Annotated in this window: 21 protein-coding genes; 14 read left to right on the top strand and 7 right to left on the bottom strand. The window is 57.1% G+C overall.

What is annotated here, in order from left to right; all coding sequences use genetic code 11:
• The first annotated feature begins 29 nt into the window (after positions 1–29).
• The 9 genes from ccoN to B3Y70_RS11410 all read left to right on the top strand — a co-directional run bounded on the left by ccoN (position 30) and on the right by B3Y70_RS11410 (position 8,710).
• Positions 30–1,460: a cytochrome-c oxidase, cbb3-type subunit I gene (gene ccoN / locus B3Y70_RS11450; protein ID WP_023009983.1), complete on the top strand. Its 1,431-nt coding sequence runs from the start codon at positions 30–32 to the stop codon at positions 1,458–1,460.
• Positions 1,461–1,474: 14 nt separating this feature from the next.
• Positions 1,475–2,083, top strand: a complete 609-nt coding sequence (gene ccoO, locus B3Y70_RS11445) for a cytochrome-c oxidase, cbb3-type subunit II (protein WP_153741404.1) — start codon at positions 1,475–1,477, stop codon at positions 2,081–2,083.
• Positions 2,084–2,087: 4 nt separating this feature from the next.
• Entirely contained in the window at positions 2,088–2,273 is a 186-nt protein-coding gene (locus B3Y70_RS11440; protein ID WP_011785266.1) for a CcoQ/FixQ family Cbb3-type cytochrome c oxidase assembly chaperone, read from the top strand.
• Entirely contained in the window at positions 2,270–3,160 is an 891-nt protein-coding gene (gene ccoP / locus B3Y70_RS11435) for a cytochrome-c oxidase, cbb3-type subunit III (RefSeq protein WP_153741405.1), read from the top strand. Before B3Y70_RS11440 ends, ccoP begins: the two co-directional genes overlap by 4 nt.
• 131 nt (positions 3,161–3,291) lie before the next feature.
• Positions 3,292–4,725: a cytochrome c oxidase accessory protein CcoG gene (gene ccoG / locus B3Y70_RS11430; RefSeq protein WP_153741406.1), complete on the top strand. Its 1,434-nt coding sequence runs from the start codon at positions 3,292–3,294 to the stop codon at positions 4,723–4,725.
• A gap of 51 nt (positions 4,726–4,776) precedes the next feature.
• On the top strand, positions 4,777–5,292 hold the full coding sequence (locus B3Y70_RS11425; protein ID WP_273030210.1) for a FixH family protein: 516 nt from the start codon (positions 4,777–4,779) through the stop codon (positions 5,290–5,292).
• A complete protein-coding gene (locus tag B3Y70_RS11420; protein WP_153741408.1) occupies positions 5,289–7,736 on the top strand; it encodes a heavy metal translocating P-type ATPase in 2,448 nt (815 codons plus the stop codon). Before B3Y70_RS11425 ends, B3Y70_RS11420 begins: the two co-directional genes overlap by 4 nt.
• A gap of 36 nt (positions 7,737–7,772) precedes the next feature.
• Positions 7,773–8,009 carry a cbb3-type cytochrome oxidase assembly protein CcoS gene (gene ccoS / locus B3Y70_RS11415; RefSeq protein ID WP_153741409.1) on the top strand — a complete coding sequence of 79 codons (237 nt, stop codon included), beginning with the start codon at positions 7,773–7,775 and terminating at the stop codon, positions 8,007–8,009.
• 11 nt (positions 8,010–8,020) lie between these two features.
• Positions 8,021–8,710 (top strand): sulfite exporter TauE/SafE family protein, encoded by a 690-nt coding sequence (locus tag B3Y70_RS11410; protein ID WP_011785272.1) that lies wholly within the window; start codon positions 8,021–8,023, stop codon positions 8,708–8,710.
• 3 nt (positions 8,711–8,713) lie between these two features.
• Here B3Y70_RS11410 and ttcA read toward each other — a convergent pair whose 3' ends face one another.
• Positions 8,714–9,622, bottom strand: coding sequence for a tRNA 2-thiocytidine(32) synthetase TtcA (gene ttcA, locus B3Y70_RS11405; RefSeq protein WP_153741410.1), 909 nt, complete (start codon positions 9,620–9,622; stop codon positions 8,714–8,716).
• A 73-nt stretch (positions 9,623–9,695) separates the two neighbouring features.
• Here ttcA and B3Y70_RS11400 point away from each other — a divergent pair, with 73 nt between their 5' ends.
• Genes B3Y70_RS11400 through B3Y70_RS11390 form a run of 3 tightly spaced genes read left to right on the top strand, consistent with a single transcriptional unit; the run spans position 9,696 to position 12,113 of the window.
• On the top strand, positions 9,696–10,352 hold the full coding sequence (locus B3Y70_RS11400) for a TetR/AcrR family transcriptional regulator (protein ID WP_022991796.1): 657 nt from the start codon (positions 9,696–9,698) through the stop codon (positions 10,350–10,352).
• A 19-nt stretch (positions 10,353–10,371) separates the two neighbouring features.
• Positions 10,372–11,040: a DNA-J related domain-containing protein gene (locus tag B3Y70_RS11395; RefSeq protein ID WP_227548965.1), complete on the top strand. Its 669-nt coding sequence runs from the start codon at positions 10,372–10,374 to the stop codon at positions 11,038–11,040.
• A gap of 38 nt (positions 11,041–11,078) precedes the next feature.
• On the top strand, positions 11,079–12,113 hold the full coding sequence (locus B3Y70_RS11390) for a polysaccharide deacetylase family protein (protein WP_286894069.1): 1,035 nt from the start codon (positions 11,079–11,081) through the stop codon (positions 12,111–12,113).
• A 9-nt stretch (positions 12,114–12,122) separates the two neighbouring features.
• On the opposite strand, the gene B3Y70_RS11385 is transcribed toward B3Y70_RS11390, so the two are convergent.
• The 6 genes from B3Y70_RS11385 to B3Y70_RS11360 all read right to left on the bottom strand — a co-directional run bounded on the left by B3Y70_RS11385 (position 12,123) and on the right by B3Y70_RS11360 (position 18,750).
• Positions 12,123–13,196, bottom strand: a complete 1,074-nt coding sequence (locus B3Y70_RS11385; protein ID WP_286894068.1) for a MalM family protein — start codon at positions 13,194–13,196, stop codon at positions 12,123–12,125.
• A 19-nt stretch (positions 13,197–13,215) separates the two neighbouring features.
• Complete coding sequence (locus B3Y70_RS11380) at positions 13,216–14,841, bottom strand: OmpP1/FadL family transporter (RefSeq protein ID WP_153741415.1); 1,626 nt, start codon at positions 14,839–14,841, stop codon at positions 13,216–13,218.
• 39 nt (positions 14,842–14,880) lie between these two features.
• The gene (locus B3Y70_RS11375) at positions 14,881–15,891 is read right to left on the bottom strand and encodes a transporter (RefSeq protein ID WP_153741416.1); all 1,011 of its coding nucleotides are present in this window, start codon (positions 15,889–15,891) and stop codon (positions 14,881–14,883) included.
• Between the two features lie 55 nt (positions 15,892–15,946).
• Positions 15,947–16,747, bottom strand: coding sequence for a C39 family peptidase (locus B3Y70_RS11370; protein ID WP_113879044.1), 801 nt, complete (start codon positions 16,745–16,747; stop codon positions 15,947–15,949).
• A gap of 188 nt (positions 16,748–16,935) precedes the next feature.
• The gene (locus B3Y70_RS11365) at positions 16,936–18,399 is read right to left on the bottom strand and encodes an SLC13 family permease (RefSeq protein WP_273030221.1); all 1,464 of its coding nucleotides are present in this window, start codon (positions 18,397–18,399) and stop codon (positions 16,936–16,938) included.
• A 30-nt stretch (positions 18,400–18,429) separates the two neighbouring features.
• On the bottom strand, positions 18,430–18,750 hold the full coding sequence (locus B3Y70_RS11360) for a TraR/DksA family transcriptional regulator (protein WP_014421188.1): 321 nt from the start codon (positions 18,748–18,750) through the stop codon (positions 18,430–18,432).
• 145 nt (positions 18,751–18,895) lie between these two features.
• On the opposite strand from B3Y70_RS11360, the gene B3Y70_RS11355 reads away from it, so the two are divergent.
• Positions 18,896–19,252 carry a phasin family protein gene (locus tag B3Y70_RS11355; RefSeq protein WP_014421187.1) on the top strand — a complete coding sequence of 119 codons (357 nt, stop codon included), beginning with the start codon at positions 18,896–18,898 and terminating at the stop codon, positions 19,250–19,252.
• A 70-nt stretch (positions 19,253–19,322) separates the two neighbouring features.
• Positions 19,323–21,122, top strand: a complete 1,800-nt coding sequence (locus B3Y70_RS11350) for a PHA/PHB synthase family protein (protein ID WP_014421186.1) — start codon at positions 19,323–19,325, stop codon at positions 21,120–21,122.
• The last annotated feature ends 43 nt before the right edge of the window (positions 21,123–21,165 follow it).

Below are 21,165 nucleotides of genomic sequence, written 5' to 3'. Positions count from 1 at the left end.
TTCCCCATCCTGAACCCATTGGTAAGGCTATGAGCACAGTAAATGCAAACCTGACATACAACTATAAGGTGGTGAGACAATTCGCCATCATGACAGTGGTATGGGGTATTGTAGGTATGGCTCTGGGTGTGCTGATTGCAGCACAGCTGGTTTGGCCATCCCTCAACCTCGACCTGCCCTTTACTCACTTCGGTCGCTTGCGGCCGCTGCATACCAACGCCGTAATCTTCGGCTTTGGCGGAAGTGCCCTTTTTGCAACGTCCTACTACGTCGTTCAGCGAACCTGCCAGGCTCGCCTGATGTCTGACGGGTTGGCGGCGTTCACCTTCTGGGGCTGGCAAGCGATCATCGTGGCTGCTGCCATCACCCTTCCGATGGGCCTGACAACGTCCAAGGAATACGCCGAGCTGGAATGGCCGATTGACATCGCGATTGCGGTTGTCTGGGTCAGCTACGCCCTGGTGTTCTTCGGAACCGTGATGAAGCGTAGCACTCCGCACATCTACGTTGCCAACTGGTTCTACGGCGCGTTCATCATTACCGTTGCTGTACTGCATATCGGTAACAACATGGCGCTGCCGGCCACCGCCTTCAAGTCGTACTCCGCCTATGCGGGTGTTACCGATGCGATGATGCAGTGGTGGTACGGTCACAACGCGGTGGGCTTCTTCCTGACTGCTGGCTTCCTGGGCATGATGTACTACTTCGTTCCCAAGCAGGCCAACCGTCCGGTTTACTCCTATCGCCTGTCTATCGTGCACTTCTGGGCACTGATCGCCACCTACGTATGGGCCGGTGGTCACCACCTGCATTACTCCGCTCTGCCTGACTGGGCACAGACCGCAGGCATGGTCATGTCCCTGATTCTGCTGGCGCCGTCCTGGGGCGGTATGATCAACGGCATGATGACCCTGTCCGGTGCCTGGCACAAACTGCGCACTGACCCTATCCTGCGTTTCCTGGTGGTTTCTCTGTCCTTCTACGGTATGTCTACCTTCGAAGGCCCGATGATGTCTATCAAGACCGTCAACGCTCTGTCCCACAACACTGACTGGACCATCGGCCACGTGCACTCCGGCGCCCTGGGCTGGGTTGCTATGATCAGTATCGGTGCGGTTTACCACCTGATCCCGAAACTGTGGGGCATCCAGGCCATGTACAGCACTGCCCTGATCAACACTCACTTCTGGCTGGCTACCGTAGGCACCGTGCTTTACATCGCCGCCATGTGGGTGAATGGCATCATGCAAGGTCTGATGTGGCGTGCAGTAAACGAAGACGGCACCCTGACCTACAGCTTCGTGGAAGCGCTTGAAGCTTCCTACCCGGGCTACTTTGTACGCTTCATCGGTGGCGCGATCTTCCTGACCGGCATGCTGATCATGGCCTACAACGTGTACATGACCGTACGCCAGAAAGACGCCGTTGCAGAAGATAATGCTGCGGTTCAGGCGGCGTAAGGGAGAGAGACCAGATGAGACACGAAATAGTCGAAAAGAACCTTGGTCTGATGATCGTGCTGATCGTGCTGACCATCAGTGGCGGTTTCCTGGCGGAAGTGGTGCCCCTGTTCTTCCACAAAGAGGTTAACGAGCCGGTCGAAGGCCTGGAGCCTCTGTCAGCCCTGGAACTGGAAGGCCGGGACATTTACATCCGTGAAGGCTGCCACGTGTGCCATACCCAGCAGATCCGTCCGTTCCGGGCTGAGACTGAGCGTTATGGCCACTACTCCGTTGCGGGCGAGTTCGTTTATGACCGTCCGTTCCTGTGGGGTTCCAAGCGTACCGGGCCGGATCTGGCTCGTGTAGGCGGTCGTTACTCGGATGCCTGGCAGCGCCAGCATCTGTACGATCCGCGCAGCGTGGTACCCGAATCCAACATGCCTGCCTTCCCGTGGCTGTTCGAGAATCGTGTTGATCACGGTTCCATTGAGTCCCGGATGAAGACGCTGCAGACGCTTGGCGTGCCATACAGCGACGAGCAGATTGCCAACGCAGCGAGTGAGATCGAAGGCAAATTTGAAATCGAAGCGCTGGTCGCATACCTGCAGCAGCTGGGTACTGTGATTTCAGAGAAGCGGTGATCCCATGGATATTAATGAGTTACGCGGCATTCACACGCTGCTGGTAATGGCAGCGTTCTTCGGAATCGTCTGGTGGGCGTACAGCGCCCACCGCAAGAAGGCCAACGACGAGGCAGCACACCTCCCCTTCGATGACGACGAAGTCGAAAAGCGTACTCTCGAACAGGAAAAAACGGAGAAGAAACAATGAGTACCTTCTGGAGCATCTGGGTCAGTGTGATCGTGCTCGGTACCGTTTTCGGCTGCTGGTGGCTCCTCTGGGCCACCCGCAAGAGCCAGACAACCGATACTGAAACCGACCGGACAATGGGCCATTCCTTTGATGGCATTGAGGAATACGATAACCCTCTGCCGAAATGGTGGTTCTACCTGTTCGTAGCAACCTGCATCTTCGCCCTTGGCTACCTGGCTCTGTACCCGGGCCTGGGCAACTTCAAGGGTCTGCTGGGATGGACATCCACCAACCAGTGGGAAGCGGAAGTGGCAGCTGCCGAAGAGAAATATGGCGAAATCTATGCCCAGTTCGGCGACACTGCCATTCCTGAACTGGCGCAGAACGATGACGCCATGAAGATCGGCCAGCGCCTGTTTGCCAACAACTGTTCGGTCTGTCACGGCACCGCCGCTCGCGGCCAGGTGGGCTTCCCCAACCTGACCGACGAAGACTGGCTGTGGGGCGGTCAACCAGACCAGATCCTGCACAGTATTGCTCAGGGTCGTAACGGCAACATGCCTGCAAAGGGCGTTATGCCGAATATGACCAACGAGCAGGTCGACCAGGTGGTTAACTACGTGCTGAGCTTCAGTGGACGCGAAGAAGATGCCGAGGCGGCCAAAGCTGGCGCCCAGGTATTCGCACAGGCCTGCGTTGCCTGTCACGGCCCGGAAGGCAAAGGTATGGAAGCCATGGGTGCGCCCAACCTGACCGATAATGTCTGGCTCTATGGCTCCACTTATGAGTGGATCAAGGAGACCGTGATGAACGGTCGCCAGAACCAGATGCCTGCACAAGAAGGTCGTCTGACCGACGACCAGATTCAGATCCTGGCAGCCTACGTTTACAGCCTGTCTAACTGAATCCGACCCGGCCAGGCTCGCCCTGGCCCGGTCTTCTCAACCCTGTATCTGCGCCCGCGGGTACAGGCTTGAGAAGATCAGCTGACCCTCCGAGGCCCGCTCCCAGCTTTACCACTCACCGGGAGGTACCCATGAGCAACGAGATTCCGGTCAAACAGGTTGACCCGAACGGCGATTCCTCCAATAACAAAAAAAAGCCAGAAACCGTCGACCTGTACGCCAGTCGACAGAAAATCTACGTCAAGGAAGTCAAAGGCTTTTTTCAGCGAATCCGGAATGTCAGTCTAACCCTGCTAATGGGCATGTACTTTCTGTTCGTTTGGCTGACTCTGGACGGGCAACCCCTGATTCACTTCGACCTGCCTGCCCGGGAATTCCATCTTTACGGCATTACCTTCTTCCCCAAAGATTTCTTCCTGTTATCCGGCATGCTGATCATTTCAGCCTTTGGCCTGTTTTTCATCACCACACTGTTCGGCCGGGTATGGTGCGGCTATACCTGCCCCCAGACAGTCTGGACCTTTATCTTCATGTGGATCGAGGAAAAAGTTGAGGGCAGCCGCAACAAGCGGATGAAACTGGACAAAGCCCCCAACTCTGCGGAGAAGCTCACCAAAAAATCGATCAAGCACGCACTCTGGCTGTTCGTCGCGCTGGCGACTGGCGTCACCTTCGTTGGCTACTTCTACCCCATTCGTGAGCTGATCGTTGACCTGTTCACCTTGCAGGCCAACGGCTGGGCCTATTTCTGGGTGGCCTTCTTTACCGTCGCCACCTACCTGAACGCCGGCTGGATGCGGGAACAGGTATGCCTGTATATGTGCCCGTATGCCCGGTTCCAATCCGTGATGTTCGATCCCAACACCCGCGTTGTCTCCTACGATCCCAACCGGGGCGAGCCACGTGGCAGCCGCAAGAAAGGCGTCGAACCCGCCGAAGTCGGTCTGGGCGACTGTATTGATTGCGGCCAGTGTGTTCAGGTTTGCCCCACCGGGATCGATATCCGTGATGGCCTCCAGTACGAGTGTATCGGCTGCGCCCTGTGTATCGACGCCTGCGATGAAGTTATGGAGAAGATGAACTATCCCAAGGGGCTGATTCGCTACACCACTGAGAATGAACTGGAGGGTAAAACCTCCAAACTGCTGCGGCCGCGTACCTTTGGTTATGGCGCAGTGCTCATACTGATGATCAGCGCGGTGATCTTCACCATTGCCACCCGGGTTCCGGCCAAGATGGATGTGCTGCGGGACCGTGGTGCACTGTTCAGTTTCAACGGCGAAGGGCGGGTGGAAAACTCGTATACCGTGAAGATCCAGAACATGTCAGAAGTACCACAAACCTTCAGCCTGACTGTGGACGGTCTTGAAGGTATGCGCATTCTGACAGACACCACGGTGACGGTGAGCAGCGGCGAGAATCTCTCCTTGCCCACGGTTGTTGACGTGCCACCGGAAGTGCTGGTGGACACCAATAACGATATTCGTTTCTATGCGGAGTCCCAACCGGATTCCTTGATTAAACTTGAAACTGAAAGCCGGTTTGTTGGTCCAAGGCCCCGCTAACAAGAGGGCCCGACAACCGGCTCTGAAGCCATAAACCGAGACAAGACCGTAATGACTGATAACGCAACAACTGCCCCCTGGTATCGCCAGCCGTGGTTCTGGTTCCTGACCATTTTCCCTTTGGCGTCGATCATGTGGGGGATTACCGCCCTGACAGTATCGTCCAGCATGGACAATTCGCTGGTGACCGACGACTATTCCAAACAGGGGCGTGGCATCAATATGTCCATTGCCCGGGATGAAAAGGCGGCAGATCTCCAGATGAAAGGCTCACTGAGCCTGAATGGTCGTTCTGCAACACTGGATCTGAGCACCGTGAATGGTGCCGCCGACTACCCGTATCTGGTGTTCAACCTGTATCACCCGACATTGTCTGGTCAGGATAAAACCGTCCAGTTTACCCGGGTCGCTCCCGGTCAGTACCGGGGCCAGCTCCTTGAGGATGTCAGTGGTCGCTGGTACTACGACCTCCAGGGGCCAGATAACGACTGGCGGGTAAAGGGTGAGGTAAGGCTTCCTTCCTCTACCCCCATTCGCATTAACGCAGAAGGCGACGCCCAAGGGTGACCACCCTGAACTGCTTCCATTGCGGAGAACCAGCGGATGGCGAACCCCCGATTACCCTGGAACTGCAGGGACAGCAAAGGCATTTTTGTTGCCAGGGTTGCAAGGCTGTGTGTCAGACCATCCACCAGGAGGGTCTGACCGGTTTCTATGAGTTTCGCACCGAACCCGCTGTTACACCAAGAGAACTGACCCGGTCAGAACTCGATCGTATCCGGGAGCTGGATCACCCCCTGGTTCAACAAGCCTTTGTGGCACCGGTCAAGGCTGGCCAGGAGGCACAGCTGCTGATCGGCGGTATTACCTGCGCCGCCTGCATCTGGCTGCTTGAGAATCACATGAAACAGCAGCCAGGCGTGCAGAGCTTTACCGTAAACCACACCACACAGCGGGCTCGCCTGGTCTGGGCATCGGACAAGGCACGTCTCAGCGACCTTCTGATTGCCATCCACGAACTTGGCTACACCGCCCGCCCGTATCAGGCCGACGAAGCCGAACAGGCGCTCAAGGCAGAGCACCGCTCGATGCTCATTCGTCTGGCGGTGGCCGGGATCGGTTCCTTCCAGAGCATGATGCTGGCTTTTCCCCTGTACTTTGAACTTGTCAGTGATCTTTCCACGGATTTTGTGGATTTTTTCCGCTGGTTCAGTCTGCTGGTTGCCACGCCGGTGGTGTTCTACAGCGCTCGCCCATTCTTTACCAATGCCCGCCGGGACCTGCTCTCCCGTCATCTGACCATGGACGTACCGGTGGCCATCGCCATCGGGCTTGCCTACAGCGCAAGCGCCTGGGTAACGGTGGTCGGGGGCGACGAAGTGTATTTTGAATCCGTGTGCATGTTTACCTTTTTCCTGCTGCTGGGCCGATACATTGAAGTTCAGGCCCGCTATCGCGCCGGGCTGAGCGGCAATGCCCTTGCGGGCTTCCAGCCCTCTGTTGCCGCACGGGTCCTGAACGGTGAGGCAGAGATCATCGCCATTCACCAGGTACAACCGGGTGATGTGATCCGGGTTCGACCAGGGGAAACGCTACCTGTGGATGGCGAAATCGTCTCGGGGGAGTCTACCCTGAACGAAGCCGCCCTCACCGGTGAATACCTGCCAGAAACCCGTAAGCCGGGCGACACCGTTCATGCCGGCAGCGTAAATGGGGAAAATCCGCTCGACATCCGCGTCACCCATGCCGGGGCCCAGACCCGGCTGTCCGGCATCTTGCGAGTTCTGGATCGCGTACAGTCCGAAAAGCCGCCGGTGGCCCGAATGGCCGATCGCATTGCGGGCAAGTTCGTCGGCCGTGTGCTGATACTGGCACCAGTGGTCTGGGTAGGCTGGTGGCTGGCCGGGGCCGACAACGCCTTCGATATCACGCTTTCCGTACTGGTGGTTACCTGTCCCTGCGCCCTCTCGCTGGCTACGCCAACGGCGATCACATCTGCCACAGTGCGCCTGAGAAGGCTTGGTTTCCTGCCTACTCGCGGTCACACCCTGGAATCCATGAACACCATCGATACCGTGGTGTTTGATAAAACCGGGACTCTGACCCGGGGAGAGCTTAGTCTGACCGGGCAAGCGGTGTTCGGTAGCCTGGATCAGGACACCTGCATTCGGATTGCCGCGGGGCTTGAAAAACATTCAGAGCACCCGATTGCCAGGGTATTCCACGAGCAGCCTTCGGTCACCGTCAGTCAGGTGAGTAACCACCTGGGCGGTGGCTTGTCCGGACACTACCATGGACGGGCGGTCTACATCGGGCACAAAGCCTTTGTCTCCGAGCACACGTCGGCAATTGCGCCAGAAGGTGAAGACGCCCAAGGCATGGAAATCTGGCTCGCGACAGACAAGGAATGGCTGGCACGCTTCCGGCTGGATGACAAGATACGGGACGACGCGTCACAGGCCTTGCAGGCGTTACGGAAATCCGGAATCGAGACCTTGCTGCTTAGTGGGGATCGCTCCGGCCACGTACAACAGGTAGCCCATGCACTGGGCATTGACCGAGCCATTGGTGAAGCCTCACCGGAGCAGAAACTGGAAGTGCTGGAACAGCTTCGAGCGGACGGGCACCGGGTGATGATGGTGGGTGACGGACTGAATGACCTGCCCTCCATGGCCGGAGCCGGTATTTCAGTGGCTATGGGTACAGCGGCAGACCTGACTCAACTGAAAGCCGACGCGGTACTGCTGAATGGCCAGTTGAATTCCCTGGTCGCCGCGATTGAAACCAGCAAGCAAACCCGGAAAATCATCCGTCAGAATATGATCTGGGCGTTCGGCTACAATGTCTGCGCCCTGCCCCTGGCCGCAGCCGGCCTTGTGGCCCCCTGGCTTGCTGCCATCGGCATGTCCCTGAGCTCACTGATCGTTGTGCTGAACGCCTTACGACTCAGCCGGTCCAACAAGGGCACACCGCCCCCGGAGGCCACCCTTGGCGCACCAGAAGCAGCCTGATACTTTGGGCCATACACTTATGAACAGGAGGTTATCGTGCAGATTGTCATGATACTGGTTCCGCTTATGCTCATCCTGGTGGCGCTGGGCGTCCTTCTGTTTTCCTGGGCCGTCAAGAACGGGCAGTACGATGACATGGACGGCCCCGCTCATCGCATTCTCTACGACGATGACAAGGATATGATTCCCAGGGAAGCCCGCCGTAACAAGTCGAAACCTGACGGCCAGAAAGACGACGCGGAGCAAACCGATACCGATACCGACAAGGGCTGACAGGATAGCGGATGCAGCCTGAACTCTATCTGAGCTACCCCAGTGCCTTCCTGATAGGACTGCTCGGTAGTACCCATTGTCTGGGCATGTGTGGCGGCATCAGCGCCTCGCTGTCCATGGCATTGCCGGTAGGCCGGGGCTTCCGCTTTCGGCAGACCCTGCTCTTGCTGGCATTCAATTTTGGCAGGATTGCCAGCTACGCCCTGATCGCAACCCTGATTGCCCTGCTCAGCACCAGTGCCGCCAGCCAGTGGCATGGTGCCGGATTGGCTCTGATGACCCTGGCGGGATTGCTGCTGATCATGATGGGGTTATCCATGGGGCAATGGTGGCAGGGTATTCGCTACATTGAGCGGGTCGGGGCGCCGGCATGGCGCTTCCTGTCGCCGCTTACCCGCAAGTTCCTGCCGGTTCACAATGGCGGCCAGGCCCTTGCTCTCGGTGCCTTGTGGGGATGGCTGCCCTGCGGCCTTGTTTACAGCACACTGGGATGGGCGGCGCTTCAACCAACCGTCAGCAGCGCAGCTCTCACGATGATGTTCTTCGGACTGGGAACCCTGCCGTCGATGTTGGCGACGGGCTTCGCCGCCAACTGGATAAGAGGCCTGAAAAGCAACCAGAGCTTCCGCAAGCTCAGTGGCCTGCTGTTAATCCTGTTTGGCCTCTGGACGCTGCCTTTCCAGGCCCTGCTGAATCACTGACGATCAGAGATTCAGTACATCTAGCCGGCCAAAATCCTGCTGGGGCTCCGCGGTTTGAACGGCCTGACGCTTGCCGCCAAGACGCCGCCCTTCCCTGAAGTCATATAATTCCGGATCGGCCAGGTGCGACGGCTCGACATTGCAAAGGGCCCGGAACATGGTTTCCAGACGGCCAGGATGCTGTTTGTCCCAGGTCTGGAACATTTCCTTGATGACCTGTCGCTGAAGGTTTTCCTGGGAGCCGCATAAATTGCAGGGAATGATCGGAAATTCCCGAAGTGACGCGTAGCGGGCAATATCCTTCTCCCTGGCATAGGCCAGAGGACGAATAACCGTATTGCGGCCATCGTCGCTGTGGAGCACCGGTGGCATGGATTTGAGTTTGCCGCCGTAGAACATGTTGAGAAACAGGGTTTCCAGCAAATCATCCCGGTGATGGCCCAGGGCAATCTTGGTCACACCATGCTCCTCGGCGAAATTGTAGAGAATGCCCCGCCTCAGGCGTGAACACAGCCCGCAAGTGGTCTTCCCTTCAGGCACTTTTTCCTTAACAATACTGTAGGTGTCTTTCTCGATGATGTGATACTCGATACCCATCGATTCAAGATAGTCCGGCAGGACATGCTCGGGGAAACCCGGTTGTTTCTGGTCCAGGTTCACGGCAATCAGCTCAAAACGCACCGGCGCGCTCTTCTGCAGATTGAGCAGAATATCCAGCATGGCGTAGGAGTCTTTGCCACCGGACAGACAACACATCACCTTGTCTCCGGCTTCAATCATCGAGAAATCAGCAATCGCCTGCCCAACTTCACGGCGCAGACGTTTCTGCAATTTGTTAAGCTCCAGTTTCTGGCGACGTTCGTAATCAGAAACAGGTGTCTTTTCAGGGCTGGCAGTCATTGCTTCGGGCATTCGTTTTCACGCTCACAAGGTAAGTGAGCGGGCAATTATACGCGCCACAAACCATCAGGGACAGGATAGCAACATGGATATGTTGAAATTGACTTCACCACAAGCCACGGGCAAGCGCGCGCTCAACCGTATCCGAAATCGTCACGCCATTCTCAGGGCGGCCAGAGACTGTTTCCAGGAACACGGTTACGACAACACCACCATTCGGGACATCGTCCGCAGAACCGGTCTCGCCGCCGGCACCTTCTACAACTACTTTTCCAGCAAACAGGATATCTTCGCGGCCCTGCTCAGCGATTTCCTGACCTCGCTCAACAACGACATGAGCCAGCAGCGACAATCTGCATCCTCAACCCAGGAATTTGTCTACCGGGCCTATCTGGCGCTTTACAGCGCCACCGCGAAAGATCCGGTGGTGTATGAGCTCGCCCATCAAAATCAGCGCGCCCTCCGAAACCTGTTCGGCTCAGATATTCTGGGCCTGACCATGCTGTCCCTTGAGGAAGACGTTCGCAACGCCATGACCCGTGGGCTGCTGCCGGCAGTCGATGCGGACTATCTTTGCGCCGCGTTTTTTGGCGTGGCCTACGACACCAGCATGCTGGTGGCAAGGCGGGCACACCAGAAGCCGGAACTCGCCCAGGACGAAGCCAGAACAGCGGCTGAGTTTTCCACCCAGCTGTTTCTGGGCGGCTTCCCGGCCCTGACCAGGCTTTCAAGCGAAGGCTGACTGGCATACCATGATGGCCATGACCATCTCCGCAGATAACCAGATACTCGATGACTCACCCGCAGCCCGTGGTGAAGAGCACAGCTGGCTACAGCAACAGGTCCAGCACCTGTTGGTTGCCGTGGAGCACGAACTGCGGGCCGCAGGCCCGGCCGGGCTATCCGAGCTGGAGCTGATACGGGCCTTGCAGGGCGAGCGCTGGAGCCTGATTGGCACAGTCGACTTTCACGAGCCCGATCGGCTGTACCCGGTGCACTTCCTGCTGTTCCACGTACTCTACCGTCTGCGCGATCAGATTGCCCTGGAGGGCGAGAGCCTGAATATCTCTCCGCTTCGGCTCAGTATCGGGCAAATGCTGACGCGCACCGAATCAACGGCACTGCCGGATTCTACCGATGCCCTGCGTGAGTTCTATCTGGATCTGTCACAGTACTTTCTCTCCGAAGCCGCCATTCAGGAAATGATGGACAACTTCTGGGCCGGCAATACCCTGTCCCGGCCCGAGCACTCGGAAGCCGCCGAGGCGGCCAGGACGCTGGGTTTCGATGAATTACCGGGGCAGTTCGCTACCGTCAAGAAGCGCTTCCGAAAACTCGTGATGCGTGCGCACCCGGACCGGGGCGGTGATACCGGAGAAATCCAACAACTGAATCAGGCCTTCTCGGTTCTGAAAGCCCATTACGCCTAAATCATCCTACGAGATCCCGTGTGTCAGGAAACAAGACCATGCTTCGAATAAACAAACTGATTGCGTATCCCCTGATCAGTGCCCTGTTGCTGGCCGGAACACAGGCTCAGGCCGACCTGGTGGTTCTGCAGTATCACCACGTGGATGACAGTACACCTCCGGCGACCAGCACGTCCCGATCATTGTTTGAGGCGCAGATGAACATGATCCGGGATCTTGACCTTGACGTGGTGCCGCTGGAAGCTGGCACCAGGGCGGCACTGGCCGGCGAACACCCTGACACCAATGAAGTGGCCATTACGTTCGATGATGCCTATGAATCCGTCCATACCTTTGCTGCGCCGTTACTGGACAGCCTCGGGCTGCCCTACACTGTCTTCGTCAATACCGACTCGGTAGGCGCCAGGGGCTACATGACCTGGGAGCAACTCCGCACAATGGCAAACAATGAGTTGGCGACTATCGCCAATCACAGCGCGGACCACGCTCACCTGGCACGCAGACGGAGCGAAGCCGAAGATGAATGGGAAAACCGGATTACCAGTAGCCTGGACGAGGCTCAGCAAGAACTGAAGAACCGCATTGGCGTGGAGGAGCCTCTGTTCGCCTATCCGTACGGCGAATTCGATCTAGCCCTGGAACAGAAGCTCAGCGAAAGGGGTTGGTTGGGATACGGACAACAATCCGGTGCTATTGGACAGTATTCAGGCAAAACCCGTCTGCCCCGCTTCCCCATGGCCAATGCCTACGGCCAATTGGGCAGCCTGAAAGACAAACTGATGAGCAAGGCTTTTCCGGTACCGGCCAAAGACCTGCCCGACGGGGTGTTCGAGCAGAATCCGCCGCGCTTGAGTTTCACGCCCACCGATGCCATCAGCCCCTCCCGGCTTACCTGTTTCGCGTCCGGTCTCGGTCGAATCAATTTTGAAGTGGTGGTAGATAGCATCGAGGTGCAGGCACCCAAAGCCATCAACAGCCGTCGGTTCCGATACAACTGTACCCATCCGGCGGGTAACGGCAGCTTCTACTGGCTGTCCCAGCAGTGGTTGAATCTGGACGCACCGGAAGACTGATGGTCGGCATCACTCCTCAAATGTCGTGATGCCGATTTCTCCGGTTTCAACGTGCGGGATCGCTGTAGGCGTGTCGCCCGCTTCCGTCACCGTTTGCCCAGCCAGGTCTTCCGGGCGGGTGAATACCACCAGCCAGCGCTCGCCCTGGCCGGGAAACGCCGGTACCCAGCTTTCCAGATACCCGCGACGGCGCCAGTTTTCCGGTTCGTAGTTCATAACCAGATCCGTCACTATCCGCACGGGCTGAAAGTCCTTGTCGAGAAATGCCAGGCTTGGTACCAGCACGCCATTGTGGGCGTAGGAACGCAGCCGCATCACAAACCCGGGGACAAAGGTACTAGATGGCAGGGCAATCAGCCGATAGGGCGAATCACCCGTGCTGAAACGGTGGCGGGGCGTGTCTTCCTCAAAATCAACACCAAACTCACGGCCTTCCTGCCACTGCAGGAAATCCCGGGCAGGCAGGGTCTGGCAACAGCTTTCGGCAAATACCCGGAAAAACGAATCCGTTTCCTCAATCCCCAGTATGGCAAAGGCGTCGGGGTCATGGCCCTCAACCGGCGTATGGTCATCTACAGTAACCGGCAGGTATACGCTGGCATCGCTGAGCATGACCGGCGCCTGATCCGCCTGTTTCTGCTCTTCGGTTCGCATATCCGGGGTGTAATAGCTGACACGGACAATGCCGTCGGCATCACGCCATGTGAAATAGGGTTGCCGCTGGCCAGGCCGGATAAACCCTTTTTTCGCCAGCTCCTCACCATCCGGATAATTCTCGGTGGTGTATTCGAGGTTTTCTTCCAGCTTTGCGGCGGCGCCGCGGTCGCTGCCAGAGGTCGGCCGATAAGCCTCAGACCCGGTGGCTTCGCCTGAGATGGCTACGGGCTCGGCATCCGGCTCCCTACGGGTAGCGTCTTCGCGTTGACCGTCGGGAATCCGGGAATAACGTACCCTGCCCTGCTCATCCACCCAGGAAAAGTAGCCTTCCCGCTCGGCAACGCCGCTGCCGCCGGTCTGACAACCTGCCAGCAACACGAGTGCAAACACACCGACCGCCAGTCCGCTGTATCGACCAAGTCCCATCACAGCCCCCCTGTCAGGATCAGAATTTGGTTCGGAAGCTCAAGCCTGCCATCACCACCCGCAGGGAAGTCTTGATGGTGAGGTCGGCATAGGGGTTATAGATGATGTTGGTGATGTTGTCGCAGTTCACGTTGCAACTGGTGTCGGCCGGAATGGTCTCAATCGATTGCAGATACGACAGGTTCATATCAATTTCCGTGTCCTTATCCCACTTGTACCCCATGCCAATACTGTACAGGTTCGCGCCCCCGAATGGCGCCATAATCGAGCGCTGGTCGTCCGGAATAACCGAGTCCCGGATTTCCACCCCAGCCCGCAGATCCAGACGAGATGATGCATGGAACTCCACACCAAAAGCCCAGTTCCACTGGCTCTTGAAACCCAACGGCAAGCGCAGGGTATCCGAGGTGGCATTGTCCGGCGACAGAATGCGTGCCGCGTTCAGGAACTCGAGGTTACGATCAAACTGGAAATTGAAGGCATCCCACTGGGCAAAATCCGTCCAGCCCACATCCGCGTTCACGGTCAGCTTGGGATGGACATCCACGCTGATACCGGTCTGAAAATGCTGCGGGTAGACAAGATCCATGCTGACGTTGCCTGCCTCCCGCGGTGCACCTGAGGGCAGGCTCAGAATGGCCGATGATATGGCGCCCAGAATGGAGCCATTCACACTCTGCCAGAACCCGGACCAGTCATCGGTGTACTGAATCTCGAACTGCCCCTTGAGATTCATGTCGGCTTCAGAGGTATAGCTGGCACCCCAGCGGAACCAGTCTGTCGGCTCCCACATCACCCCCAGGGCGTAGGTGGGTGAAATGGTTTCCTGCAGATTCAGACTCATGGCTCCGATGTCGTCCCAGGGGCCGACATTACCACCACATAACGCAAGCCAGGGCTGCAGCGGTTCGTCGCCGCTTTCACAGTTGAACGCATCCTGCAGAACCTCTGCCACCCCCATCAGCAGGTTTGGCGCCCGCATGTACTGGTCCGCTGCGAAGGCGAAATGCGAGAGATGAATGCCCGCGCCCACAGACCATTCATCATTGATCTCATACCCGACGGTGGGAGACAGGTAGGTGGTCCGCTGGAGGGTGGCCGCCTGGGGCAGGTAGCGACCGGGGTCGTTTTTATCCCGGTAGAAGCCTGCGGCCATCGGCAGATAAAAAGCGTTGGCGAACGTCAGCTTCGAACCCGGCGGCTTGATACTGATACCCGCTGATGGCGCAAAGGCTGGGCCTGGGGGCATTCGAAGAATGCCATAACCTGGCACATAAATCGCCACGTTATTGGTATGACTACTGCTGTTCGCAATCGGATCGCGCTGGTTTCCGGTTAAAGGGTCCTTTTCGAGCCCGCTGATTCCGAATATCTCGTAGTCTTCATCTGCGTAGAAGTCGGCGTCAATATCCAGATAGATGCTGAGGAGGTTCACCTCAAGCTGGCGCCCGTCGAGTTTGGTCAGGCCCGCTGGATTATAGTGAATGGCCATCAGCCCCGGGGGATCTGCTGTAACGGCGTTACCCAGTGCCAGCGCCTTCGGATGTATCGTCAGGTTCTGCGTCAGCTGTGCCTGGGCCCCGCAGGAAACGCCTGCGACCATGGCGGCGGCCAGAAGATGTCGCTTGTGACTAGCTTGTCCCATGAAATCCTTCCCCTTCCCTTGAAACGTCCTCGACTTCAATCACTCTTTGAGGCCAGAGAAATTGATGGGCAGGGATACACCCAGGGAGAAGTCCGGCGCGTCCTCCGTCAAACCGATCCCGAGGCTGGTATTTACAATGGTCATATCACTGAGACGTGTGCCCAGGGACATACTGAGGAAGCCAGTCATCTGGTCCTGGGCCACGGCCTGGTCACCGTTGGAGAAGGTCAGCACCGTCTCGTCGCTGTAGCTGAGCTGGCCAGACACGCTGAGTGAGATGTCATAGGAGAGCGAATAGGCAAAACCCACGGAACCGGACAAACCGAAGCCCGGATCGACTTCTTCCAGCAACCGGGCGCCCCGAACCTGCTCCAGGCCGTCTACGGTCAGATTGTAGGTCGCGCTGACAGAACCGAAGACCACGACAGGGTCCAGTACCTTCGACATACTCAGACCACCGCCCACAGAGTAATAACCACTGCCAGTGGACAACTGCTCGTTGATGTCGATCTCGTAGGGACTGACGCCGGTTTTACTGCTCAGGGTGCCAAAGAAGGTGGTCGACATCTTGCCGGGCACATAGGCAAAAGGCTGCCAGCGTCCGGTGAAGGAGATGTCGCCGAAGTCGTATACGTTCAGTTCATCCTGAGTGTCATACTTCACGACCAGTGGAACACGGGTGCCGATGGTCAGGTTATCCAGTAACCCGTAATCGTAGGAAAACGCGTTGGTGAAGTTATGGGTAGCCGATGGAACAACGTCCAGGTTACGAACCGAACCATTAGTGATGGCCAGATCCAGTCGCTGATCCCCGGTATAGGAATAATCGAACGAATAGTTCAGGGAGTGGGTGCCCTTCTTCTGCAGTGAGTAATTCTTCTCGGCAGCCTGGAAAACCTCCTCAAGCTGTTTGGTAGAATCCTCATCCCCTTCCTGACGCGCCAGCGCTTCCCGCGCCTGATCCACGTTCCCTTCCTGAGCCATAGCCATGCCCGGAAGCAGACCAGCCGCGGAAACAAGGATAAAACCTCGCACAAACCAACGATTCATCCTGACTCCCTACTTTTATTTGTTTTATTCCTGCCCGACCAAACGACCGGGAAAATTAATGACGACGGTAATGGAGCTGTTTGCGGGTATTTTCCACGCTACCGTCCGGATTGTTCTTCTGGCGTTCCAACAAGTTCTGAATGCGTCGTTCCGTTGACTCGTGGAACTCTGGAATCTGCTGCATGGCCAGCAGAGTCATTGTCTGATCATCCACAAAGCGCAGGTCTTCCTCTTTCAACTCAAGGTTATCCAGGGGTTTATCACTGCCCGGGAAGACAATGAACAGCACGTTGTCGTCCCACTTTTCCTGAAACTGCGCCACAGTGAAGGAAATGTTGCCAACCGCCGGGTCTGCAAGATAAACACGCCCGTCCCGGATGGTTCTCAGCACCACAAAGTGCTTGAAACCAGCGTGATCAATGGGAACGATCGCCGGATGGTCCAGCTCCATCAGGTCTTCAATTTCCGCCTTGAAACCGCCAGAGGGATAACCCAGGGCTGTGACCAGCCGCTTCATATCGAGCATGGAGAAAGCGCGGCGTTCAACGATTCGCTCGCTCTCACCGTAGTGCAGCAAACCTTCCATCACCTGTCGTTCGGTCAGAGACCGGCCAACATAAAAGTTGAGTACCGTGGTCAGGGCCGCGCTGCCGCAACTGTAGTCGTACGCCTGGCGAACGATATTGCGGAATTTCTGCTCTACCAGGGGTTCGACCCGGGTGTCCCATCGAAGCTCGACAGGGCTGGCATCCACCTTCTGCTCCAGAACAATCGTGCCACGATCGAATGGCTCGACCTCGGTGGCTTCCTGCACCATGGTGAACGTGAGAATGGATCCGGCCAACACCAGCAGCATTTTGGAAAGTCCCTGTTTTTATTAGACGTGCAACTTATCGGGTTACATGTTGTTACCGTACGATACCGAAATCGCAACTGGCTTAAAGATAACTGTGCCTCAAATCTGTCGCTGCAGAAGGGGCCTCCGGGAACCGGTATGAGAACTGGTTCAAGACCGGAGGCAAAGCCATGAAGTGGCGGGGAGCATCAGAGCGAGAACACCAACCCCAGCAACCCGTAAGTGATGAGAGTGACGACCACAATGCCCATCAGATTCAGGGCAAAACCCGCTTTGATCATGTCCGAAATCTGCATGTGACCGCTGGAGAAGACAATCGCGTTAGGCGGCGTGGCTACCGGCATCATGAAGGCGCAACTGGCTGCAATCGCGGCGGGAACCGTCAGTAGCAATGGTGACACCTCCTGCGCCATGGCAAGCGCTCCCAGTAATGGCAAAAAGGCGGCGGCAGTAGCGGTATTGCTGGTGACTTCGGTCAGGAAGATAATTACAGAAGCCACAATTACCATCATGACGATGGTCGGCAATACACCAGCCACGCCCAGACTGCCGGCGATCCATTCCGCAAGACCGGAGCTGCTGATTACCCCCGCCATGGCCAGGCCACCGCCGAAGAGCAACAGTACTCCCCAGGGCAATTTGTTGGCGGAATCCCAATCCAGCACAAACGTGCCTTGACGGGTATCTACCGGGATAAGGAACATGGCGATCGCTGCCGCGATTGCGATGCCGGTATCACTCAACCAGGGCATCAGACTGGCAGACAACAGCGGGCGAAAAATCCACGCCGTTGCCGTGATGACAAATACCACGGCCACCAAACGCTCTCCCCGGCTCATGACTCCGAGTTTGGCCAGTTCATCCCGAATCATCTGGCCGCTGTCCGATGCCTGACCAATCCCGAAATCCCTCCGGGTCAGCCACCACCAGGTCAGCACCAGCATTACCAGAGTGACCGGAACCCCCAGCACCATCCACTGGGCAAAGCCCACCGAGATGCCCTGGTTTTCACTCAGATAGGCCGCCAGCAAAGCATTGGGCGGGGTCCCGATCAGCGTCGCAATACCACCAATGCTTGCGGAGTAGGCGATGGCCAAAAGCAGCGCTGTTGCATATTTCCGAACACCCTCCGGGTTCGAGTTGTCCATCATCGCTACCACGGACAAGCCAATGGGCAGCATCATGATAGCGGTTGCGGTATTACTCACCCACATGCTCAAAAAAGCCGTCGCCAGCATGAAGCCGGCAATCTGTCGCTTGGGCTGATCGCCCATGGCTTTGAGCGTCAGCAAGGCAATACGCCGATGAAGATTCCATCGCTGCATCGCCAGGCCCAGGGTAAACCCACCGAGAAACAGGAAGATGATCGGATTGGCATAGGGCGCCGTTGCCTGCCCGATAGTGCCAAGCCCAAGCGCGGGTACCAGCACGATCGGTAAAAGGGCTGTGGCCGGAATCGGTATCGCTTCGGTGGACCACCAGGTGGCCATCAGCAGCATGAGCCCCAGCGCCGCCCAGGCCTCCGCCCCCATGGAGCCTGGCGCAGGCAGGGCCAGCGTTGCCAGGAGGAACGCCACCCCCAGGATCAGACCAGTTACCTGACTCTTCGGCAGCCCGGAACGGGTTCCGTCGTTGCGTTGCACTTCAGCCATTGTTCATCCTGTTCTTTTGCATCCAGGTTGTCAGTCTGACGCGCAATCTACACAAACCGTGGTATACGGCAATACCTGAAGCCGCCTGGGATCGATGTCGTTACCACACTGCTCGCATTCGTTGCCGACGCCCTGGTCTATCCGCTCCAGGGCGTGATCAATCTGCTGGAGTTCCGATCGCGTTTCCGCTTCCAGGGAATCCACTACCTCATCGTTCTGGGTCTGGCTCGCCTGCTCTTCGAAATCCTTTTCCAGTGCCCCCGCTTCCCTGCGCTGATGCGCCTGGTAGCGGGACAGCCTGGCTTCAAGGTCTGCTTTCAGGGTTTCCAGCTCGGATTTTCGGTTTGCCATCGGATGTCTCCCGGATCTATCTGTTATCGAATTAACTATAGACTAGGAGATAGGGTGAAAGCCGGTTTGACGCCTGTCAAAATCATGTCATCGAAGCTGAGCTAAACTACCTGTTCCGACAATCACTACAAAGGAGTTGTAACGAATGAATCAGGATATGATCAACAAGGCCAACCGCCTCAACGAAACCCTTTTCACCCAGTTCAGCAAGGCCGCCGAAATGCAGATGAATGCGTTTCGTCGTTATGCCGATGTCGCCATGGACCAGGCTCGAAAAGTCGCCGAAGTTCGCGATCTGGATGGGTTGAAGCAACTGACCACCGACCAGGCAGAGACCCTCAAATCCCTCAGTGACCAGTTCACCCAGGACTGGAAAGCCTGGCAGGATTACTTCAGCGAAACCCGTGACCAGATACAGAAAGCCTTTGAACAGGATTCGAGCGAACCTGCCAAAGAGAAGGCACCAACCGCCAAGGCCAGCGGTTCCAAATCTGCAGCCTGAAAGGCAGGACCAAAACCGGTCGGAATGGTATCCATTCCGGCCGTTTTTTATTCAGCGGCAGGAGAGCCCTATGTTCGGTCTGGATTTCGTGAGCAAAACCGCCACTAATCTGGTGAAAACCTTCGAGGACAACGTCCGCCAGGGCCAGCAACAGCTGGAAAAATGGCTCGGCGACACCGGGATGATGGAGGACACCAAACTCTCGACGCTGAGCGAAATCTCGGACGCCTATCGAACCATGGCCGAAGATCTGCTGCTGCACCCGCTCCGGTTCGCCAGTGCAGAAATCGATCTTGCCCGCAAACATCTGGGGCTGGCTCGCTACACCCTGACCAGACTCACCGGCAAACCGATGGAACCGGTCGCCGAACCGGACCCGGACGACCGGCGCTTCCTAGCGGAGGACTGGCACCGGCATCTGTCGTTTGATGTGCTCCAGCAGGCCTATCTGATCAACTCCCGCGCCTTCCTGAACTGGGTTGAAGGTATGGAGGGGCTCCCCGGCCCGAGTCGCGACCAGATGCTGTTCTACGCCCGCCAGTTGACGAGCGCGCTTTCACCTTCCAACTACCCGCTGACCAATCCGGAAGTCCTCAGGATAACCTGGGAGCGAAAGGGCATGAATCTGGTGGATGGGGCCCGCAACCTGGTAGACGATATCCGGCAGAACCCGAATCTGTTCAACGTCGCCATGACCGACCGTTCGGCCTTCGAGGTGGGCGGCAACCTGGCAACAACGCCCGGCAAAGTGGTGTACCAGAATGAACTGATGCAATTGATCCAGTACTCGCCAACAACTGAAACCGTGGCCCGGCGCCCGCTTCTGATCGTCCCCCCCTGGATCAACAAGTTCTATATTCTCGACCTCACCGAACGCAATTCCTTCATTCGCTGGCTGGTAGACCAGGGCCAGACGGTGTTTATGGTTTCCTGGCGGAATCCCGGGCCAGCCCAGAAAAACCGGGGCTGGGACGACTACATGACGTTGGGCCCGCTGGCTGCCATTGATGCTGTAACTGAAGCGACCGGCGAGCAACAGATGAATGCCATCGGCTACTGCATTGGCGGCACCCTGCTCGGAACCACGATGGCCTGGTTGGCAAAAAAACAACGTAACCCGATCGTCAGCACCACCTATCTGACAACCCTGCTGGATTTTTCAGACCCCGGCGGCATCGGCGTCTTCATTAACGATCACTCAATCCGCGGTATCGAACGAACCATGGAGCGCAAAGGCTACCTGGATGGCCGGGCCATGGCCTTTACCTTCAATCTGCTGCGGGAAAACGATCTGTTCTGGTCCTACTGGACCAACAACTACCTCAAAGGCCTGAAACCCAAAGCCTTCGACCTGCTGTACTGGAATACCGACGGCACCAACCTCCCCGCCAGAATGCACAGCTACTACCTTCGGGAAATGTACCTGCATAACCGACTGGTGCAGCCGGATGCCCTCACGATTGCGGGTGAAAGCATTGATCTTTCCGCCATCAGGGTACCTTCCTTCTTCCTTTCCGCCCGCCAGGACCATATCGCTAAATGGAAAACGACTTATCGGGGCGCCGGGGTTTACGGCGGCGATGTGCGATTCGTTCTGTCCGGTTCCGGCCATATTGCCGGGGTCATTAATCCCCCTTACAAGGAAAAATACGGGTACTGGACCAATAACCAATTGCCAGGCTCGCCGGATGACTGGTTTGATAGCGCAGAACATCACCCTGGATCCTGGTGGCCACACTGGCGTGAATGGCTGGTGACATTCGAGGGAGAGCAAGTTCAGCCCCGTCAGCCCGGGGAAGGCCCGCTTGAGGCGATTGAGGACGCGCCTGGAAGCTACGTAAAAGTTAAGGCATCGGAAGCCGGGGGTTGATAGACTTCAATATAAATGAGCGAGGGTTCACTTTTACCGAATT

This window comes from Marinobacter sp. UBA5687 (assembly GCF_002420325.1).
GTDB classification, from domain to species: domain Bacteria; phylum Pseudomonadota; class Gammaproteobacteria; order Pseudomonadales; family Oleiphilaceae; genus Marinobacter; species Marinobacter nauticus.
The sequence above is the reverse complement of the archived record's forward strand: the minus strand, read 5'-3'. Positions and strand labels throughout refer to the sequence as shown.

What these genes read in the sequence shown, in the direction of transcription:
- ccoN (WP_023009983.1), top strand. Translation starts at nt 30, where the DNA reads ATGAGCACAGTAAATGCAAACCTGACATACAACTATAAGGTGGTGAGA.
- ccoO (WP_153741404.1), top strand. Translation starts at nt 1,475, where the DNA reads ATGAGACACGAAATAGTCGAAAAGAACCTTGGTCTGATGATCGTGCTG.
- B3Y70_RS11440 (WP_011785266.1), top strand. Translation starts at nt 2,088, where the DNA reads ATGGATATTAATGAGTTACGCGGCATTCACACGCTGCTGGTAATGGCA.
- ccoP (WP_153741405.1), top strand. Translation starts at nt 2,270, where the DNA reads ATGAGTACCTTCTGGAGCATCTGGGTCAGTGTGATCGTGCTCGGTACC.
- ccoG (WP_153741406.1), top strand. Translation starts at nt 3,292, where the DNA reads ATGAGCAACGAGATTCCGGTCAAACAGGTTGACCCGAACGGCGATTCC.
- B3Y70_RS11425 (WP_273030210.1), top strand. Translation starts at nt 4,777, where the DNA reads ATGACTGATAACGCAACAACTGCCCCCTGGTATCGCCAGCCGTGGTTC.
- B3Y70_RS11410 (WP_011785272.1), top strand. Translation starts at nt 8,021, where the DNA reads ATGCAGCCTGAACTCTATCTGAGCTACCCCAGTGCCTTCCTGATAGGA.
- ttcA (WP_153741410.1), bottom strand. Translation starts at nt 9,622, where the DNA reads ATGCCCGAAGCAATGACTGCCAGCCCTGAAAAGACACCTGTTTCTGAT.
- B3Y70_RS11400 (WP_022991796.1), top strand. Translation starts at nt 9,696, where the DNA reads ATGGATATGTTGAAATTGACTTCACCACAAGCCACGGGCAAGCGCGCG.
- B3Y70_RS11395 (WP_227548965.1), top strand. Translation starts at nt 10,372, where the DNA reads ATGACCATCTCCGCAGATAACCAGATACTCGATGACTCACCCGCAGCC.
- B3Y70_RS11390 (WP_286894069.1), top strand. Translation starts at nt 11,079, where the DNA reads ATGCTTCGAATAAACAAACTGATTGCGTATCCCCTGATCAGTGCCCTG.
- B3Y70_RS11385 (WP_286894068.1), bottom strand. Translation starts at nt 13,196, where the DNA reads ATGGGACTTGGTCGATACAGCGGACTGGCGGTCGGTGTGTTTGCACTC.
- B3Y70_RS11380 (WP_153741415.1), bottom strand. Translation starts at nt 14,841, where the DNA reads ATGGGACAAGCTAGTCACAAGCGACATCTTCTGGCCGCCGCCATGGTC.
- B3Y70_RS11375 (WP_153741416.1), bottom strand. Translation starts at nt 15,891, where the DNA reads ATGAATCGTTGGTTTGTGCGAGGTTTTATCCTTGTTTCCGCGGCTGGT.
- B3Y70_RS11370 (WP_113879044.1), bottom strand. Translation starts at nt 16,747, where the DNA reads ATGCTGCTGGTGTTGGCCGGATCCATTCTCACGTTCACCATGGTGCAG.
- B3Y70_RS11365 (WP_273030221.1), bottom strand. Translation starts at nt 18,399, where the DNA reads ATGGCTGAAGTGCAACGCAACGACGGAACCCGTTCCGGGCTGCCGAAG.
- B3Y70_RS11360 (WP_014421188.1), bottom strand. Translation starts at nt 18,750, where the DNA reads ATGGCAAACCGAAAATCCGAGCTGGAAACCCTGAAAGCAGACCTTGAA.
- B3Y70_RS11355 (WP_014421187.1), top strand. Translation starts at nt 18,896, where the DNA reads ATGAATCAGGATATGATCAACAAGGCCAACCGCCTCAACGAAACCCTT.
- B3Y70_RS11350 (WP_014421186.1), top strand. Translation starts at nt 19,323, where the DNA reads ATGTTCGGTCTGGATTTCGTGAGCAAAACCGCCACTAATCTGGTGAAA.